Annotated in this window: 13 protein-coding genes; 9 read left to right on the plus strand and 4 right to left on the minus strand. The window is 60.7% G+C overall.

The window, feature by feature from the left end; translation table 11 throughout:
- Positions 1-127 precede the first annotated feature (127 nt).
- A complete protein-coding gene (locus ACH6CX_RS06635; protein WP_396675223.1) occupies positions 128-1,921 on the minus strand; it encodes a DUF885 domain-containing protein in 1,794 nt (597 codons plus the stop codon).
- A gap of 383 nt (positions 1,922-2,304) precedes the next feature.
- Between ACH6CX_RS06635 and ACH6CX_RS06640 the strand changes: the two genes are divergently transcribed.
- Positions 2,305-3,333, plus strand: coding sequence for a transporter (locus ACH6CX_RS06640; protein WP_396675224.1), 1,029 nt, complete (start codon positions 2,305-2,307; stop codon positions 3,331-3,333).
- Between the two features lie 56 nt (positions 3,334-3,389).
- Positions 3,390-3,971, plus strand: coding sequence for a TIGR00730 family Rossman fold protein (locus ACH6CX_RS06645; protein ID WP_237062466.1), 582 nt, complete (start codon positions 3,390-3,392; stop codon positions 3,969-3,971).
- Positions 3,972-3,995: 24 nt separating this feature from the next.
- Here ACH6CX_RS06645 and ACH6CX_RS06650 read toward each other — a convergent pair whose 3' ends face one another.
- Positions 3,996-4,802 carry a hypothetical protein gene (locus tag ACH6CX_RS06650; RefSeq protein ID WP_396675225.1) on the minus strand — a complete coding sequence of 269 codons (807 nt, stop codon included), beginning with the start codon at positions 4,800-4,802 and terminating at the stop codon, positions 3,996-3,998.
- 144 nt (positions 4,803-4,946) lie between these two features.
- Between ACH6CX_RS06650 and ACH6CX_RS06655 the strand changes: the two genes are divergently transcribed.
- The 7 genes from ACH6CX_RS06655 to ACH6CX_RS06685 all read left to right on the plus strand — a co-directional run bounded on the left by ACH6CX_RS06655 (position 4,947) and on the right by ACH6CX_RS06685 (position 15,126).
- Complete coding sequence (locus tag ACH6CX_RS06655) at positions 4,947-5,588, plus strand: RNA polymerase sigma factor (RefSeq protein WP_396675226.1); 642 nt, start codon at positions 4,947-4,949, stop codon at positions 5,586-5,588.
- Positions 5,575-6,063, plus strand: a complete 489-nt coding sequence (locus ACH6CX_RS06660; RefSeq protein ID WP_334078324.1) for a FecR/PupR family sigma factor regulator — start codon at positions 5,575-5,577, stop codon at positions 6,061-6,063. Before ACH6CX_RS06655 ends, ACH6CX_RS06660 begins: the two co-directional genes overlap by 14 nt.
- Positions 6,064-6,217: 154 nt before the next feature.
- Positions 6,218-9,133 (plus strand): TonB-dependent receptor domain-containing protein, encoded by a 2,916-nt coding sequence (locus tag ACH6CX_RS06665; protein WP_396675227.1) that lies wholly within the window; start codon positions 6,218-6,220, stop codon positions 9,131-9,133.
- An 87-nt stretch (positions 9,134-9,220) separates the two neighbouring features.
- A complete protein-coding gene (locus tag ACH6CX_RS06670) occupies positions 9,221-10,726 on the plus strand; it encodes a DASS family sodium-coupled anion symporter (RefSeq protein ID WP_232940507.1) in 1,506 nt (501 codons plus the stop codon).
- Between the two features lie 83 nt (positions 10,727-10,809).
- Entirely contained in the window at positions 10,810-12,234 is a 1,425-nt protein-coding gene (locus tag ACH6CX_RS06675) for an adenylosuccinate lyase family protein (protein WP_232940506.1), read from the plus strand.
- Positions 12,235-13,270: 1,036 nt separating this feature from the next.
- A complete protein-coding gene (locus tag ACH6CX_RS06680; protein ID WP_396675228.1) occupies positions 13,271-13,855 on the plus strand; it encodes a hypothetical protein in 585 nt (194 codons plus the stop codon).
- Between the two features lie 386 nt (positions 13,856-14,241).
- Positions 14,242-15,126 carry a hypothetical protein gene (locus ACH6CX_RS06685; RefSeq protein WP_232940504.1) on the plus strand — a complete coding sequence of 295 codons (885 nt, stop codon included), beginning with the start codon at positions 14,242-14,244 and terminating at the stop codon, positions 15,124-15,126.
- A gap of 65 nt (positions 15,127-15,191) precedes the next feature.
- On the opposite strand, the gene ACH6CX_RS06690 is transcribed toward ACH6CX_RS06685, so the two are convergent.
- Positions 15,192-16,364, minus strand: coding sequence for a purine nucleoside permease (locus ACH6CX_RS06690; protein ID WP_232940503.1), 1,173 nt, complete (start codon positions 16,362-16,364; stop codon positions 15,192-15,194).
- 64 nt (positions 16,365-16,428) lie between these two features.
- Complete coding sequence (locus ACH6CX_RS06695; RefSeq protein ID WP_334078328.1) at positions 16,429-17,907, minus strand: adenosine deaminase; 1,479 nt, start codon at positions 17,905-17,907, stop codon at positions 16,429-16,431.
- Between the last annotated feature and the right edge of the window lie 117 nt (positions 17,908-18,024).

The following is an 18,024-nucleotide window of genomic DNA, read 5'->3' on the forward strand; positions in this document are numbered from 1 at the left end:
TTTAAATCAAGAGTTTTTGTAAATTTCACCGCAGACAGACGACTCGTCGCATGATCCAGGGCGTGACGCTTATTTTCCAGTGACATATGGACCTGTGACATCATAGAGGTCTGTTAGTGTGAACAAGTCAGCTGTTCCCTTTTTCGTCCTCAATAACGCGGTTTACCTCCCCCTCCAACATCCCCATGGGCAAGGCACCATTAGCCAAAACCGCATCATGGAATTCCCGCAGGTCAAACTTGTCCCCAAGCTCCTTCTCCGCTTTCGCCCGCAACTCCCGAATCTTGATCTCCCCCATCTTGTAAGACAGCGCCTGGCCCGGCCAGGAGATGTAGCGGTCTACCTCGGCGCGTACGTTGGCTTTTGACAGGGAGGTGTTGTCGGCCAGGAAATCCAGCGCCTGCTGGCGGGTCCAGCCCTGGGAGTGGATGCCGGTGTCGATTACCAGGCGGGCGGCGCGCCACATTTCGTAGCTGAGGCGGCCGAAGTGTTCGTAGGGGGTGGTGTAGATGCCGTCCATCTCCTTGCCCAGGCGTTCGGAGTAGAGCGCCCAGCCCTCGCCGAAGGCACTCAGGTACAGGCCCTTGCGGAATTCCGGCACGTTTTCCAGTTCCTGGCTGAGTGCGCCCTGCAGGTGGTGGCCGGGCACGGCCTCGTGCAGGGTCAGGGCCGGCAGTTCGTACAGCGGGCGCTGGTCCAGGGCATAGGTATTCACCCAGTAGGCGCCGCCACGGGTACCGCCGATGGCGGCAGGATTATAGGAGGCGGTGGTGTAGTTGGGGGCGATGGCGTCCGGTACCGGCACCACGCCGTAGGGCAGGCGTGGCAGCTTGCCGAACAGGGCCGGCAGGCGGTAGTCGATCTTCTTGGAGATATACGCCGCTTCCTTCAGCAGTTCTTCCGGGGTCTCGGCATAGAACTGCTTGTCGGTGCGCAGGAATTCGGTGAACTCCTCGAAGCTGCCGTCGAAGCCGCTCTGCTCGATCAATTCGTCCATTTCCGTGCGGATGCGCTTCACTTCTGCCAGGCCAATCTTGTGGATCTCGGCCGGGTCCATATCCAGGGTGACGTAGGTCTTGATGCCGTGGCGGTAGTAGTCCTTGCCGCCGGGCAGCTGCTCGGCGCCGATGCTGTCGGTGGCGGCCTGCATATAGTCGCCCTCCAGCAGGTCGGCCAGGCGGGCGAAGGCCGGGGTGGCCACCTCATCAATGGCTTTTTTGCCCTCGGCGCGCAGGCGCTTTTGCTCTGCGGCTGGAATAGAGGCCGGCATTTTCTCGAAGGGTTTGTACAGGCGGCTCTCGGTTGGGTCGTCGTATACCTGGGCGCGCACGGTGGGGGCAATGCCCTGCACCACGATCTTGGGCTGCACGAAACCGTCCTTTATGCCCTGGCGCATATTGGCGATGTTCTCGTCAAAGTAGCGGCCGAAGTCGCGAATGCGGGCGATGTAATCCTCGTAGGCTTTTACATCGTTCATGGCCAGGCCATCGTTGGCCTCCACGGCAGAGTTGTAAAAACCGTAAAAGGTATTGAAGGGGATGCGGTCGAGGAACAGCTGGTTGCCCTCGATGGAGTTTTCCAGCACCCAGGCCAGCAGGTCGCGGTTGATGCGCTGGTCCTGGCTGAGGTCATCGCCGTCTATCTGCTGCAGTCGCTTGAGCAAGTCCTGCTCTGCCTTCAGGCGGCGGGCGCGGTCCTTTGCGGTGACGCCGGGCAGGCGGTCGTTGTAATCCGGCACGCCCATGCGCCCGGCCATGATCGGGTCTTCCCGCAGGCTGTACTGCCAGTGCTCGTCAATGATTGCCTGCAGCTGCTCGCCGGCGTCGGCGGCGCGGGCGCTGGTGGCTGTGGCCAGGAAGAAGGTGGATGCCAGCAGGATGGGCAGGAAGTGCTTCAGACGCGCCCCAAGGATGCTCGCCATAATACGCTCCGCGATTTTTATGCATTGTTGTTATCGAGCCGGCGCCCTTTATTGTGATGCTGCTTTTAATTGCAGCTTTGTGACGCAAGCCACGAAACTCTACCACGTGTGTCGCAGGAGTGAACCGTTGGTCGGCAGTTTTCGATTACACGACATTGCACCGGCGTGCCGGTTTAATGACGCGCCATTGGGCGGCAACGCCCGTGGGGCCGCTGGCGCGTAACGCGCTATTTGCGACTAACCCCGCGCCGGCAATGCCGCAGTTCGCGGTTGGCACATAGGTACGAACTAGACTTTCCTGAGTATCTCGCCACGGTTAGTGGGTCAGCACCCACATACCGGCAGTGAAAGAAACGACGGGCAAGGAAGTCGGGGAAAGTGATATGCAGGGAATTACCGGTAAAGTTTCTGCAGTGATTGTTGGTGGCCACCGGGGCGCCGGCCGGGCCATGCAATGCTGGCGCCGGTGGGCGGCGCTGGCCCTGTTGGCGGCGGCGTTGCCCGGCCACGCCACCGAGGGCGGTATCGGTTACTACGTGCCCGGCTCCATGGCCACGCTGATCGACCGGGCGCCGGTGCAGCAGGGCTGGGTGATCAAGCCGCAGTACATGCACTACAGCGGCGATTTCGCCGCCGGGGCGGAAACCCCCATCGCCGGCCTGGTGGCGCTGGGGCTGGATGTGGAAATCGATGCCTTTGTGCCGGGCCTGCTGTATACCTTCGAGAAGAAAGTGCTGGGTGCCGACTACACCCTGGGCGCCTTCCCCTCCTGGGCGGATGTCACCGTCACCGGTACGGTGGAGACCCCGCTGGGCAATTTCAGCCGGCGGGATTCCGTGTCCGGGCTGGGGGATACCACCCTGGTGCCGGCGTTGATGGCCTGGGTGGACGACTGCTGGCAATACAATTTTGCCGCCTTTGCCCACGCGCCCACCGGCGACTACGAGGCTGGCCGGCTGGCGAACGAGGGGCTGAACTACTGGGCGCTGGACCTGGTGGGCGGCGCCGCCTACACCAACCCCACCGCGGGCTTTAATGCCTCGATGTTCGCCGGGGTGATGTTCAACGAGGAGAACGACGATACCAATTACCGCAGCGGCCGGCTGTTCCACCTGGATGCCAGCATCCAGCAGATGATCAAGGCCGGCAGCGGTTTCCTGACCCTGGGCCTGAACGGTTTCTGGGCCGACCAGATCAGCGACGACCGCAAGCCGGGCATCATTATCCAGGGGGACTTCAAGCAGCGCACGGCGGGCATCGGCCCGGTGATCGGTTATATGGTGCCGAAGGGCAGCGAGAACTTCCTGGTGGAACTCAGCTGGCTGCCGGAACTGGATACCGAGAATACTCCGGAGGGCGATTACGTGTGGCTGAAGGTGGTGTACCAGTTCCAGCCGGGGGCAAACCGTTGAGGATGCGGGCACAATAGGCGCAGTGCCCAATCCATCAACGGGGAATGAATAAAAGCATGAAGAATATCTGTGTTTACTGCGGTTCCAGCCCCGGGCGCCTGCCCGAGTACCGGCAGGCGGCCGAGGCGCTGGCGGCGGAGCTGGTGGCGCGGGATATCGGGCTGGTGTACGGCGGGGCCAGTATCGGCGTGATGGGCGCGGTGGCCGATGCGGTGCTGGCCGGCGGCGGCCGCGTTACCGGCGTGATCCCCGAGGCGCTGGCGGTGCGCGAGGTGCCCCACCCCAGTGTCACCCAGATGCATGTGGTGGGCTCCATGCACGAGCGCAAGGCGATGATGGAGCAGCTCTCCGATGGCTTTATCGCCCTGCCCGGCGGCCTGGGCACCTTGGAAGAACTATTCGAGATCCTCACCTGGGCGCAACTGGGCTTCCACCGCAAACCCTGCGGCCTGCTGGATGTGGCCGGCTACTTCCAGCACCTGGCCAGTTTCCTGGATCACTGCGTCAATGAACAGCTGCTGCAGCCCCAGTACCGCAATATGCTGCTGGAGGCGGACACCCCCGCGGGCCTGCTGGCCAGGATGAACGACTATAAGCCGCCGGCGATGGACCAGCGCCTGACCCGGGACGAACTGTAACCGCAGCCCGGGCGACCTGCCCGCTCAACCCCGCGGCCGCTCCACACCCGACTCGATAAACCTGGCCATGGCCTGGGCCAGCTGGCTGAAGCGCTGCGCCTCGATCTTGCCGGCGGCCGGCGACAGGTAGGTGGTGTTCACCTCCACCTGGATGGCGGGCACCCCCAGGGCGGCGACAAACTTGGTGATGGTCTGGTTTTTTGCCGCGGCAAAGTAATTGCCGGAAATATTCAGGATGCCCTCGTTGCGCAGGCTGGTGACCAGCCCCTGTTGCAGGTGGTCCTGCCCCAGCAGGGATTCGCCGTGCATGGTGCCCAGGTCGATATCGTAGGGGCGGAAGGCGTGGCTGCCGTGGATATCCAGCACATAGCGCGGCTGTAGTTTGCGCACCAGGCCTGCCAGCGCGCGCTTGAAGGCGTTGTCGTCGTGGTAATTGGGGTCGGACGGCCCCTCTTCGGTGGTGTAGACCACATGGGCGCCGGTGAGCTCGGCCAGCGCCAGCGCCAGTGCGGCGGTGCCGCCGCCATCGGAGAAGCGCCGCTTGCCGTTGCGCAGCGGCCGGGTGGCGTGGGGAGCGGTGATCACCACCGGGATGCGCCCGGGCACCACCCGGAACCAGGGCGCGCCCGCCGCCAGCGGCTGGCCCTCGCGGGCGTCCAGCTGTTGCTGCACCTCGATGGCGCGGTACACCAGCGACGGCGCCACCATGGCGCGCTGCAGCGGCGCGGCGGTTACAGCGGCGGCGGTACGATCGGGCACGGCCGGTGCCGTTGCCGGGGAACCACACCCCCACAGTGACAGGGCCAGCAGGAGTGTAAGTACATACTTCATTTTGTGGTTCCCTTTCGACCGGTGACCAGTTTCTGTCCACAGATCGGCTTGTGGATATCTACAATCCCCGCCAGCCAGCATGCTACTATCCGGCGATACCAGCGCTGGTGCGCGCTCCGATACTATAAAAATGAAAAGGCGCCCATGTCGAAAAGTTTCCTGTCCAGGTTCCTGCTCAATCCGTTTTCCGGCGGCAAGCCCGCGTCCCGGCAGGCGCCGGACGTCGAGCAATTGTTCAATGGTATTCACGCGGACACGCGCGAGCCGCTGCTGACCAGCCTGCGCCGCATGCTGGAACCCGCCCAGGCGGAGGAGGTGCTGCAGGAGGCCTACCTGAAACTGCTGCTGGCACTGCGGGAAGACCGCGCGCCGGAACCGCGCGCCTTCCTTTACCGGGTGGCCCGCAACGAGGCCATCAGCCGCCTGCGGCACCAGAAGGTGGTGGAAGAGCGGGGTGCGCAAGTGCAGCTGGCCATGCCGGCGCACCACGAGGCGGTGGAGAGCCGCATCAGCCGGGAACAGGAACAGGGGGCGCTGCTGGCGGCCATCAATGCCCTGCCCCTGAAATGCCGGCAGGTGTTCGTGATGCGCAAGATCGATGGCCTCAGCCACGGGCAGATCGCCGAGGTGCTGGGCATTTCCACCAAGACGGTGGAAAATCACCTGGCGCGGGGCATGCGCCTGTGCCGCAACCATATTGTGGCAGGCGGTTTGCATCAGGCTACTGGTGAAACCATCAATACCCAACAGGTACCGGCCAGGGAGGGAAAAGTTGCAGCTGGATGAGTGGCTCTGTATCGGCATTCCCGACGAGGTGCAGGAGCAGGCATCGGCCTGGCTCGCGCGCCTGGACGCCGACCATGTCTCGCTCGACGAGCGCCAGCGCCTGTCCAGGTGGCTGGACGCGGACCCGACGCACCGCTGGGCCTTCGATGAGCTGTCGCAGCTGTACGCCCGCGCCGCCACCCTGTCCACGGTGCGCGCCCGGATCGATGCACCCCGGGTACTGCTGTTCCCGCAGCCCGCGACACCCCGGGCCCCCTCCCCTTCGGCACCGCCGGCAGACACTGCCGCTGCCGCCAGTGCGCCATCATTCCGCCAGCAATGGCAACCGGTGGTGGCCATGGCATTGATCGCCATCGGCCTGGTCCTCTCCCTGGGCCAGCCTCCCGCCTCCCAGCCCCGGCAGTCCGCCGAACCGGCGCCGGCCCACTACGCCCAGCCGCCGTCAATTGAGCAAAACCTGATCAGCGCCGATTGACCAACTTTTTTTCATTATCCCGTTAGGGGATTTTGCCTGCCCATGCGTTGAGCCAGTTAGAGGTAATTCTGCCGGGCCAGTCCCGGCCTGTACGCGACTCTAACAAGATCCCAATTCAAACAATAAGGGAATGCCAACCATGAGCAGAAAAGCGATGAGAGACCCCCGCAGCAAAAAATCACTGGCGCTGCTGTCCGGCATGCTGATGAGCCCGCTGGCACTGGCCATCCAGGGCCAGGCGAGTGACGACACCACAGCTGCAACCGAAAACCAGTCACTGGAAGAGGTAACGGTGGTGGGTACCCAGATCAAGGGTGCCCAGATCAATGATGCCCTGGCGGTATCCGTGATCAATGCCGAGGATATCGAGACACTGGGGGTCGACTCCGGCGATGAGCTGCTGGCCCTGATCCCGGAAAACGGGCAGAACTACTTCAACGAAGCCGAGAACATCAGCGGTGGCGTGAACTCCGCGCGCGGCGACATTGGCGCTTTCAACCTGCGCAACCTGGGCACCGGCAATACCCTGGTGCTGCTGAACGGCCGCCGGGTGGTGAATTCCGCGGCCTACCAGACCGAGGAAGTGGGCGGCAGCTTTGTGCCGGTCACCACCGTCAACTCCAATATCCTGCCCACCGCCGGCCTGCAGCGTGTGGAAGTGCTGCGCGACGGCGCCTCGGCGATTTACGGTGCCGATGCCGTGGCGGGTGTGGTCAACAGTGTGCTGAAGAGCGACTTCGACGGTTTCAGCGTGTCGGTCAAGCATTCCGAGTTCGACAACTTCGAGCGCGATACGCAGAAGCTGAGCATCGAGTGGGGCGAAACCTTCAACGAGGGCCGCACCAATGTGAGCGCCTTCTTCAGCCACTACCAGCGCGACCGCATCGCCGCTTCCGAGGACCCGCGCTGGGCCGACGCCGACCTGCGCGAGCGTATCCCGGAAAACTCCCCCTGGTTCGACGACACCGCGTTCCGCAACAACAGCGCCAACTCGCTGTACCCGCAGCTGGATATGCCCAGCGGCAGCATCGACGGCATTACCGACAGCCGCGGTGAGCTGGAGACCTACCCGGTGGGTGACGAGCGCTGCGAATACGCCATCAACCAGTATGTGTGCGGCGCGGTCGACGGCCAGGGCACCGAGCGCTACAACCTGAACGAGTTCCGCGATGTGAGCTCGGAGCTGGAGCGCAGCAACCTGTTTGTATTCCTGAACCACGACCTGGGCAACGGCATGGAGAGCTTCTCGGAGTTCGGCCTGTACCGCTCTGCCACCACCATGTCCCGCCACCCGACTGCTTCCTTCTCCACCTCGGAGCTGCTGTTCCCGGCGGAAAACCCCTACAACCCGTTCGGTGAGGACTTCATCCTCGACAACTACCGCTTTGCGGAGCTGCCGCGCATCGTCGAGAACGACGGCGACAACTTCCGCCTGCTGCAGGGCCTGCGCGGCGACCTGGGGGACTGGGAATGGGAAACCGCGGTACTGTGGAACCGCGACGAGAAAACTGACGTTACCCGCAACCGCGTGTCCAACACCCTGATGCAGGAAGCCCTCAACGATACCACCGAGGCAGCCTACAACCCGCTGAGCGGTGGCGTGGACAGCAATATCGAGCGTGCGCTGATCGATGTGCGCCGCGACAGCGAGAGCGAACTGAAGAGCTTCGACGTGAAGTTCTCCAACAATGGCCTGTTCAGCCTGCCGGCCGGTCCGGTGGCGGCGCTGGCGGGCTTCGAGATCCGCGAGGAATCCTTTGTCGACGACCGCGATGACCGCCTCGACGGCACTATCCAGTTCACCGACCAGGACGGCGATACCTATCCGTTTGTCTCCGACGTGGTGAACTCCAGCCCGACCCCGGACAACAGCGGCGAGCGCACTGTCACCTCCCTGTTCGGCGAGCTGCAAGTGCCGGTATTCGATAACTTCGACATGCAGCTGGCGCTGCGCCACGAGGACTTCTCCGATTTCGGCGATGCCACCGTGGGCAAGGTGGCCTTCGGCTACCGCCCGGTTGAGCAGCTGCTGCTGCGCGGTTCCTGGTCCGAGGCGTTCCGCGCACCGAACCTGGTCACCATCAACGAGGAGATCATCGCCCGCAACAGCTCCACCACCGACTGGGCCTGCGTCTATGCGGCCGAGAACGGCGGCGACCCGGACCAGGATGTGCTCGACTGCAGCTACTCGATCCAGCGTATTGCCCAGGGCAGCGATGAACTGGAAGCCGAGCAGTCCACCAACACCTCGCTGGGCCTGGTGTTCACCCCGCTGGACAGCCTGACCGTGACCGTGGATTACTGGTCCATCGAGAAGGAAGACACCATCGGCCTGTTCGGTGAGGAAAACCACACCCTGCTGGACCTGTACTACCGCCTGCAGAACGGCACCGCCAACTGCGGCTCGGTGGGCAACACGGCGGTGAGCCGCGGTGAGGTGGATCCCGACGAGGCGGGCTACTACGAGGCCGCCGGTATCTGCGCCGCGGGCAGCATCGACTCGGTGAACGACCGCTATGCCAACCTGGATACCCGCACCCTGGCCGGTTACGACGTGGGCATCTACTACGACCTGTACACCGATATCGGTGAGTTCGGCCTGAAGTACAACGGCTCGTTCACCACCAAGTTCGAGCAGGATGCCGGTGGCGATGCGGCAGTACTGGTGCAGGCGCAGCAGAACGGCGATATCCCGGTCAACTACCCGGTCGCGGGCTTTGCCGACCTGATCGGCAAGAACGGCAACCAGGAAGAGCGCCACTCGGTGCAGCTGAACTGGCGTTACGACCAGTTCGGTGCGTCCCTGAGCGGCTTCCGGATCGGCGACTTCTACCAGGATTCCCTGACCCTGGAAGACGGCACCCGTTACGTCATCCCGTCGATGACCACCTACGATGCCACCGTCGACTATCGCTTCGACTACGCCGGCGCGAGCAACCGTGTGCGCTTCGGGGTCAAGAACCTGACCGACGAGCGCGCGCCGCTGGCCGACCGCTACTTCGGTTACTTCTCCGATGCCCACAGCGACTACGGCCGCTATTACTACCTGAGCCTGAAGTCCAGCTTCTAAGCCAGGCACTGGCAAGCCGGTTTCCCGCAGTGCACTATTGCGGGAAACCGGCCCCGCCAATTCGCGCATATTCCCGAGGTAAATTCGATGAGCAATACTCCCGACCTTGCCCATTCCCAGCCCGGCAGTGGCGCTGGCATCCAGCGCCCCGGCTACCAGGGCATCGGGCTGCTGCTGGGGCCGGCACTGTTTGTGCTGATGATGCTGTTCGCCGACGTGCAGACCACCATGAACCCGGTGGCCTGGAAGGTGGCGGCCATCGGCCTGTGGATGGCGGCCTGGTGGGCCACCGAGGCGGTCCCCGTGCCCGTGACCGCGTTGCTGCCCATTGCCACTTTCCAGCTGGTGGGCATCAGCACCATGAAGGAGGCCACGGCCCCCTACGCCAACCCGATCATCTACCTGTTTATGGGTGCCTTTGTGCTGGCCCTGGCGGTGGAGCGCTGGAACCTGCACAAGCGCATCGCGCTGATGATCCTGAGCCGCACCGGCACCGACGGCCGGCGCATGATCGGCGGTTTCATGCTGGTGGCGGCGCTGCTGTCCATGTGGATGACCAACACCTCCACCACCATGATGCTGTTCCCCATCGCCATCTCGGTGACGGCGATCATTGTGGAAAATGTGGAGGGGCTGTCCGAGCGCGCCCGCTCGCACTTCCAGACCGCCATGCTGCTGGCGCTGGCCTACGCCGCCACCATCGGCGGGCTGGCGACCCTGGTGGGCACCCCGCCCAACGCGCTGCTGGCCGCGTTCCTGGCCGATAACTACGGTATCGAGATCGGCTTTGCCCGCTGGATGCTGATCGGCGTACCGGTTGCCGCCGTGCTGCTGCCGCTGGGCTGGCTGCTGCTGACCCGCTGGGTCTACCGGGTGGAGATCCCGGAAAACGCCGAGGTAAAGGCGCACCTGCAGGAACTGAAAGCCGAGCTGGGCCCGATCTCCAAACCCGAGGCAAGGGTCGCCATCATCTTTGCGCTGGTGGTACTGGCGTGGATGCTGCGCCGCCCGCTTTCATCGGCTTTCGGCCTCGAGGGGCTCTCGGACGCCGGCATCGCCATGGCCGCGGCCATGCTGCTGTTCCTGGTGCCGAGCGGTGACTCCAGGCAGGAGCAACTGATGACCTGGCAGGACGTCAGCCGGCTGCCCTGGGGCGTGCTGGTGCTGTTTGGTGGCGGCTTGGCCCTGGCCTCACAGGTGTCCGCCTCCGGCCTGGCGGCCTGGCTGGGCGAGAGCCTGTCGCTGGTGTCGGCGATCGGTGTGATTGCGCTGGTGGTGGCAGCCACCGGGCTGGTGATTTTCCTCACCGAGCTCACCAGTAACCTGGCCACCACCGCCACCTTCCTGCCGGCGGTGGCGGCCATTGCGGTGCAGGCCGATATTTCCCCGCTGCTGCTGTGCGTGCCGATCACGCTGGCCGCCAGCTGTGCATTCATGCTGCCGGTGGCCACGCCGCCGAACGCCATCGTCTATGCCTCGGGCATGCTGACGATTCCGCAGATGGTGCGCGCCGGTGTGACACTGAACCTGCTCAGCCTGGTACTGCTGGCCATTGTCGCCACCCAGTGGGCGCCGCGCGTCCTGGGCCTGTAAGCGTTGCGGGCGCCGGGGTGTTGTTCCCCGGTGCCCGCCCCCGGCTGGACAAAAAAGCCGGAGACAAAAGAGGAGCCCTACCCATGGCATCCATCAAGCAATTCCTCGCCGCCAGCGCCCTTGGCCTGCTGGCCACCTGCCCCGCCCTGGCCGCAACTGCCGCCCCGGACAGTCCGCCCCTATCCATCGAGGAAATTTTCTCGCCGGAAAACAAGACCCAGAAGGTGCTGGATATCGAAGTGGCGCTGGCCTCGGCCCAGGCCGAGCTGGATATCATTCCCGACTGGGCCGCCGCCGAGATGGCCGCGAAGGGCAGCACAAAGTATGTATCCCAGGAAGACCTGGCAAGTGAATACGCCGTGGTGCGCCACCGGATGGTGGCACTGCTGAACGTCTGGCAGCGGGCAATGGACCCGAAGGCCGCCGAGTATATGCACTTCGGCGCGACCACGGTGGATATTTACGATACCGCGCTGGTGCTGCAGCTCGAGCAAGCCACCCGCACCCTGGTGCAAGATCTGCGGGCACTGGAAGCAATCATGATCCGCCTGGCGGATGAGCACAAAAATACCGTGATGGTCGGGCGCACCCTGGGCCAGCACGCCCTGCCAATCACCTTCGGCAAGAAGGTGAGCACCTGGCTGGGGGAAAACCGCCGCAACATCGAGCGGCTCAAGGAACTGCATGGCCGCCTGTTGCGCTCCGGCATCCTCAAGGGTGCGGTGGGCAGCTACGTGGGCCTGGGTGAAAAGGGTATCGAGGTGGAACGCGCCTTCGCCCGCCACCTGGGATTGCAGGAACCCTATGCGGACGACTGGCACGGCGCGCGCGACGTGATTGCCGAATACGCCGGCACCCTGGCCATGATCAGCCGCTCCCTGGGCCGCGTCGGCAACGAGCTGTTCCTGCTGCAGATGACGGATATCGGCGAAACCCTGGAGGTTCGCCGCAAGACTGCCGTGGGCAGCAGCACCATGCCGCACAAGAAAAACCCCAGCAAGTCAGAGGCGCTGGTGTTCTACGCCCGCCGCATCCCGCGCACCGCGGAGACCATTGCCGATGACATGATCAATGTGTTCGAGCGGGACAATACCTCGCGCACCAACCGCCTGCTGGCAGAGATCTCGCTGGATGCGGAAGAGATGCTGGCGGACGCCAGGGGCCTGCTGTCCAACCTGCAGGTGAACCCGGAGGCCATGCGGGCCAACCTGGACAAGACCGGCGGCATGATCCTGTCCCAGCGGGTGGCCTTTGCCCTGGCGGACAAGATTGGCAAGACCACCGCCAATGCCCGCCTGCACGAGCTGGCCACCGACGCCATGGACGAGGGCATCACCCTGCGCCAGGCAATCGAGCGCAGCGACGACCTGGGCCCGCTGTTCAGCGGCGAACAACTGGACGCACTGTTCGATGCCACCACCTATACCGGCCTGGCGGCGCAGCAGGTGGAGGCGGTGATTGCCTACTGCCGCGAGGCACGCAAGCAGGACCATATGCTGGCCCCCTAGCCCTGGCCTGCGGCTGCCACCGACAGATACTCTTCACCCCCGCCGGCCACAGGCCGGCGACTTTCCCACAGCCGGCGCCGGCTTGTGTTTAAAAAGCCTGGCCCGCCCCGTCGAACAACCTGCCAACCCGGTTTCGGCCCCGCCAACTTGCACTGCGATGCACGCCTTGCCAATTTATTCACACCCGGCGATTCGAGCCCTGCTGCCACAGGCAGGGTCAGCGAGTGCTCACTGCAGCGTTTAATAACCACCACTTAAACCGGGCGATGATGAAATTCCGGTTACTAACACATTCTTGGGATAGATCTGTGAATAAGTTTTGAGTATCCCGCCGGAACCGCATGGTTACTGGCCCCGGAAAAAACGTGTGAAAAAACAACGATTTGCGTGTGCCCCACGAAAAGTACACCTGCATGGCTACACGAGCGAATGAACAAAAAAAGACCTCACCGCTCTGCTATCAACATTTTCCACCGCCCAAAATTTGACCAGGGGACAAAGTCGAGCGTAGTTATATTGTGTGGAAGTAACTGATTGAAGGCGCGTACCCGGGTTCTTTGCTGAGTACTACGAGCTGTATGCTGAATACCAATAGCCACTCATACGTGTGCCCTAGAGTAGCTTTGATAAATTATTGATCTGCTAGGGAACTACAGGCCAAATAATTCTCTCGATAAGCGAGCAATATTAATCTAGAAACCTGTTCGGGATCTGCTGGGCAAAGAAATGGCAAAAGCCGCAGCGCATACATCCGGAACAGCCCCTAGTTAAAAGTTCAAGATTAACTTTCATAGAATCCTCTTGGCGTCCACCGATAATATCCCACCAATAACCTGAGAAATTAAAGTTATCTCCAATATAAATTTATAATTATCTTAAACGAAGAAAAGAATTTTCTAGTAAGGTAAAAGCTCAAATTTTTCGCGCCAAGTTTTAACTAAAACGGTTTGCAAGCATTGTCGACACAAATTCCGATTGATAATTTCCAACTGACAACGGAGGTATCTACTAGTAATAACTTAAGCAAGGATGCTACATGTCTTACTTCAAAATATTTTCTATTTGTAAATTAAAGAATTTCATAATATACAGCTCATCCACATCTATCGAAAAATACCGATTGCTACCAGCCGCCTGTATTCTTTTATCAATTAGCGTCTTACCTTCTGAATCAATGGCCAATAATCATAAATGTGCTCCGCCAAAGATTTTGGAGTGTATCGATGTTACCGGTCGTCCGTTACCTGACTATGCACCGCCAATCTACTCCCCTCCCGCCGGGCCGACAGCTCTCTTCCCCAGGCCACCGTCACGACCAGCGTATCCTGGGAACAAGGATAAACAAAACAATAAGAAAGACAGCAAGGAGGAGTGTATAAACAAATATAGAAAGGCTGAAAGTAATTGTAAAAGGACGTATAAGGTATATGGTACTGGTTTGTGCCTTTACCCTTTCATCCAATTTGGTGTCGGTGCATCCGGGAGACTACCAAAAGCCTTTGTTGGTAGCGCAGAGACAACATCAGGAGTCGGAGCTGCAGCATTCTGCACGGCACTATATGAAAAAGCTGCTGGCTGGTGCAAACAACAAGCTAAACTTGCCTCTGAAAGATGCAAGTAATCACTGAGGGATAGTAAATTGAGCGATCAGAGAATTGATTTCGAAAACTTTTCCACAGGCAAAGCCGAGAACGAATCAAGTAAAACTCAAACTGGCAGAAAAAAGAGATATCACCTATTTATTACCCTATGGATAGTAACGGTGATCAGCTGGGCAATAATTGACCACTACATAGCAAATAGTGCAGTTTTCAAGTCTGAGGACAACTTCTTCCGCTATTTTAATGCGGTAATACATCTTATAACACTTGGGTTTAATTTGCGTGCTCAGCTATCAAGCCTGGATTAATACACCCAATGTCAGGGAGATCGAAACTCGGGTCGATTTAGTAGTCGCATATATAAACCCTTTCTAATTATGCTAGATAGAGACGAGCCAGGAAGGCCATGTTCTTAAACAGAATCAAATTACTCAGGAAACATCATTACGTACTCTATTTATCAACTTTAGCTTTTCTTTTGGCGCTGCTATTCACTATTAGCGTTGCTTATTTAAAGCGATTCAACCTGCATAGTCACCCTGAAAGAGTAGCCGCAGCCGACGACATCAACTCCTCTTCTGAAATCACACCTTCTCCGGGTAACAAGAATACTGGGGAAAGGAGATCTCCTTCTTTCCAAATTCTTGGCTCTCAGGAGTTATCATCGCTCGAAGCTGACTCTCAGAAGTGGAAGAGAAAAAGGGGCTATTTCAGCGAAGAAGAGCTGGGCCTCTACTTGAGTTATGACCGAGACACTCTCTGGAAGCTCGCGAATCAGGGAGATTTGATCGCAATGGATCTTTGGGCGGACACCCTTGACAGGGAAGGTTACGAAGAAGAAGCGATACAAGCCCGACTCATATCTGCTGCTTATGGGCCGACTGAACCACTGACCGAAATGGTCTCTATCTTCCGTACAAATCTCTGGTCCGGAGACTTGGAAGAAGTTGATAGATTGGTCAATCTCAAGTCAATGCTTGTCTACGCTGAAGTTGCCGCTATGCGAGGGGATCCGGAGGGGATTCTAGTGAGTCTGCATGAACTCCATAGAAGCGGAGTTTCGCTCAGTGAGTCAGAGAAAATGAATATTTCCTCTTCTGCGAAAGAAATTTACGACAGTCTCACCAAGCAGAGAGAAGCGATTGGCCTACCGCCATTTGATAATCATACCCATCCTTTTGTTGAGCTTCAGTTTAGCTTTATGGCTTACCCGATTCCAAATCCGAATCAGTGGGCATCTGACTATATAAATGAGGCCCCCCGGATGGTAATCACCAATCCGGGGGAGTAGTTTTCTGGCCAGGAAACCTATTCACAGAAAGCTTTTCGTGCTCTCTGTTTAGTTAACAGTATTTTTTATTCAGCTTTTTCAGCTTTCATTTTACTGTCGTTTCTATCGCTATCAGTTGCCGATTCATACGGCATCTGCTCCGCATAGACATCCCAGTTATCCACCAGGGTGTTCACCACGCGGCTGCCCACGCGGTAGGCGCTTTCCAGTGCGATGGCCAGGCCGGCGTAGTCTTCGCCCTCGCTCAGCAGGCTCTCGGCGGCGGTCATGCCCGGGTGCGGTACGGTGAAGTTGCTGGCGGTGCGCAGGACCATCAGGCGGTCGTAGTCGGCCTTGCCGGCGCGGTCCAGGTAGAACAGGCTCTGGGCGGTGCCGGTGTCTTCCATGGCGGAGGAGACGAAACTGCCCTGCCCCTCGGTCCAGTAGTCCACCCACTTGTTTGCCCACTGGTTCAGGTGCTCGCCGTGCCAGAAGGTCATGCCGGCCAGGTTGTCCCCTTTCATGACGAACGGCTTGCGCTGGGCATTGGGGTACCCTTCCAGGTGCTCGCGGTTCTCGGCGATGGTGGGATCGTCGCTCAGCTCCGTGTCCCTGGTCAGCTGGTAGGCCCACTCGGTGAGATCACCGTTGATCTGGAATACCTCGCCCTGGTTGGGCGGGCGCTTTTCCGGGTAGGGGCCCTTGCTGAACAGCGGGAAGATGCCGGTGCTCCAGTCTTCGGGGATTTCGCGGCTGTCGATCTCGTGCATCAGGTCGCCGTCCACCAGCCACTCGGCCCAGGCGGCGGAGCCGATGGAACCGTCGGCCGGGTCGAAGCCGGAAATGCCGGCCACCAGCCAGTAGGCCTTGCTGAGGTCGAAGCGCGGGTCCAGGCCCAGCGCCATTACCGCCGACGCGGACTTGTTGGTGCCCATGCCGGTCACCATGCCCAGCACGCCGGTTTCCGGGTTCAGGTACAGGTCGTGGTGCGACTGCGGGAAGGGGAAGCGCTGGGTCAGTTGCTGGCGCTCTTTCCACAGCTGGAATTCACCGGCGGTATCGCCCTGGTCCTCGCCGATCTCGAACATATTGATCACCACCACCTTGACCGGGATGGGTTCCTGCGCGCCGGCGACGGCCCCGGCATCGCGCTGTTCACAGGCGGCCAGGAACAGCAGGCCCAGCAGCAGCGGGATCAGTACCAGGGGGGAGCGGATCGCCGCGTGGGCAAGGCGGGCCGGGGAAAAGTTTTTCAACATCTTTTTCTCTTCTCGTTGTTGCAGTCCATCGTCAGGATGCATATGGGGCTCTCGGTTCAGCAGTTCAGTTGGCGGCGGTGACCGGTGTGGTGAACTCGCACAGGCCATAATGTTCGCAGGTAAAGCCGTGGCTGCGGGGCACCACGTCACCGAGCACTGCGGTACCGCGATGCTCGAGGCGCTTGCGGAAGGCATCGACGCGCAGCTCGTAGTCGCGCAGCAGCCGGTCCCGGGTCTCTTTGTCGACAAAGGCATGCTTGAGCGAGTTGCGCCCCAATGACACCAGCTCTTCCCAGGACAGGTTGAACTCCTTGACCGCGACAAAGTATTCATCGGTCATGTTGGAATCCCACATGCCGCGGTCATCGGTGGACAGGGCGACCGGGATACCGGTGCGCAGGTACTCGGGAAACGGGTGCTGGCTGTAATCGTCCACGTACTCCAGCAGCAGGTTACTGATCAGGTTGATTTCCACCAGGTGGTCACTGTTGCGCATCAGCAGCATGGTGTCCGGGTCGCTGATGAGGTTGACGCCATGACCGATGCGGCTGGCGCCCAGCAACAGGGTATCGCGCACATGCTGGTTGGGCTCGTCCACCTCGCCGGCATGGATGGCCAGCGGGATTGCGGGAATCTCGCGGCGCATCTTGCGCAGGGTGGGCAGGAAGCGCAGCGGGTGCCCCTTGTCGTTGTCCTCGCGGCCGACAAAGTTGATGCCCACGAACAGGTCGCGGTGGCGGTCGACGAATTTGTAGATCCACTCCAGGTCCTGCTCGGCGTTGTCGGTAAAGCGCAGCAGGTAGTACTGCATGCGTACCGTGACGTCCGTGGCGCGGGCATCCGGCTCAGCCAGGCGCGCGCGGAAGATATCCGCCACGGCGTCGGGGGCATAGTCGCTGCCATCGGGCTTCAGGTAGTAGCGCGTGCCTTCCATGGTCTCCAGGTAGCTGAGCCCCTCGCGGGCGAAGGCCTGCATGTTGCGCACCAGCATCTCGGCGTTGATATGCGGGTTGCGGCCCAGCTCATTGAGGCGCTGCCAGTGGGTCTGGAAGAATTCCTCGCGGCCCTCGTGCGCCTTGTCCAGGCGGATGCTGTCCAGCCAGGCGGCCTTCTCTTTCGCATCCAGTGCCTCGAGTTTCTTGTACTCGCCCTTTTCGCACTCGGACAGCTGCTGGTAGCTGGATTCCTGCAGGTTGCGGAAGTACAGCAGGTAGGGCGCCATGCCGAACATGTTGCTGCCGTAGCCGGCGCAGTTATCGATGCGCACCCGGGTGTAGTACTGGTAGCCACCGTTCAGCTTCTGGTCGGTGGCCAGGTCATACCACCACTCACTGAAGTTGGAACCGGTGAGGTGGTTGTGCAGGTCGCCGCCCTTGGGCAGCGCATACAGGAAGCGATAAAGATCGGAGTCGCTGGCTTCTGCCTTGAACTCCTCGAACCACTGGCCATCGCTGGCGCTGGCCGCCGTTGCGACTAGTGCCAGTAACAGGCCCGCCACCCGCGAACAGAGGGTGTGACTGCGGCTGCTCTTCAGGCTGGTCATGGATATCTCTCTTATCTGCCTATGTAGGCGCGCAAGTTACAGGTCCGCTACCCGCTTTCATAGGGGCCACGATGACTGCACAGGCACGGTCATTGTGGCCCCTGGCGCAATATCCGG

The sequence above is a fragment of the Microbulbifer sp. JSM ZJ756 genome, from assembly GCF_044383805.1.
GTDB lineage: Bacteria > Pseudomonadota > Gammaproteobacteria > Pseudomonadales > Cellvibrionaceae > Microbulbifer > Microbulbifer zhoushanensis.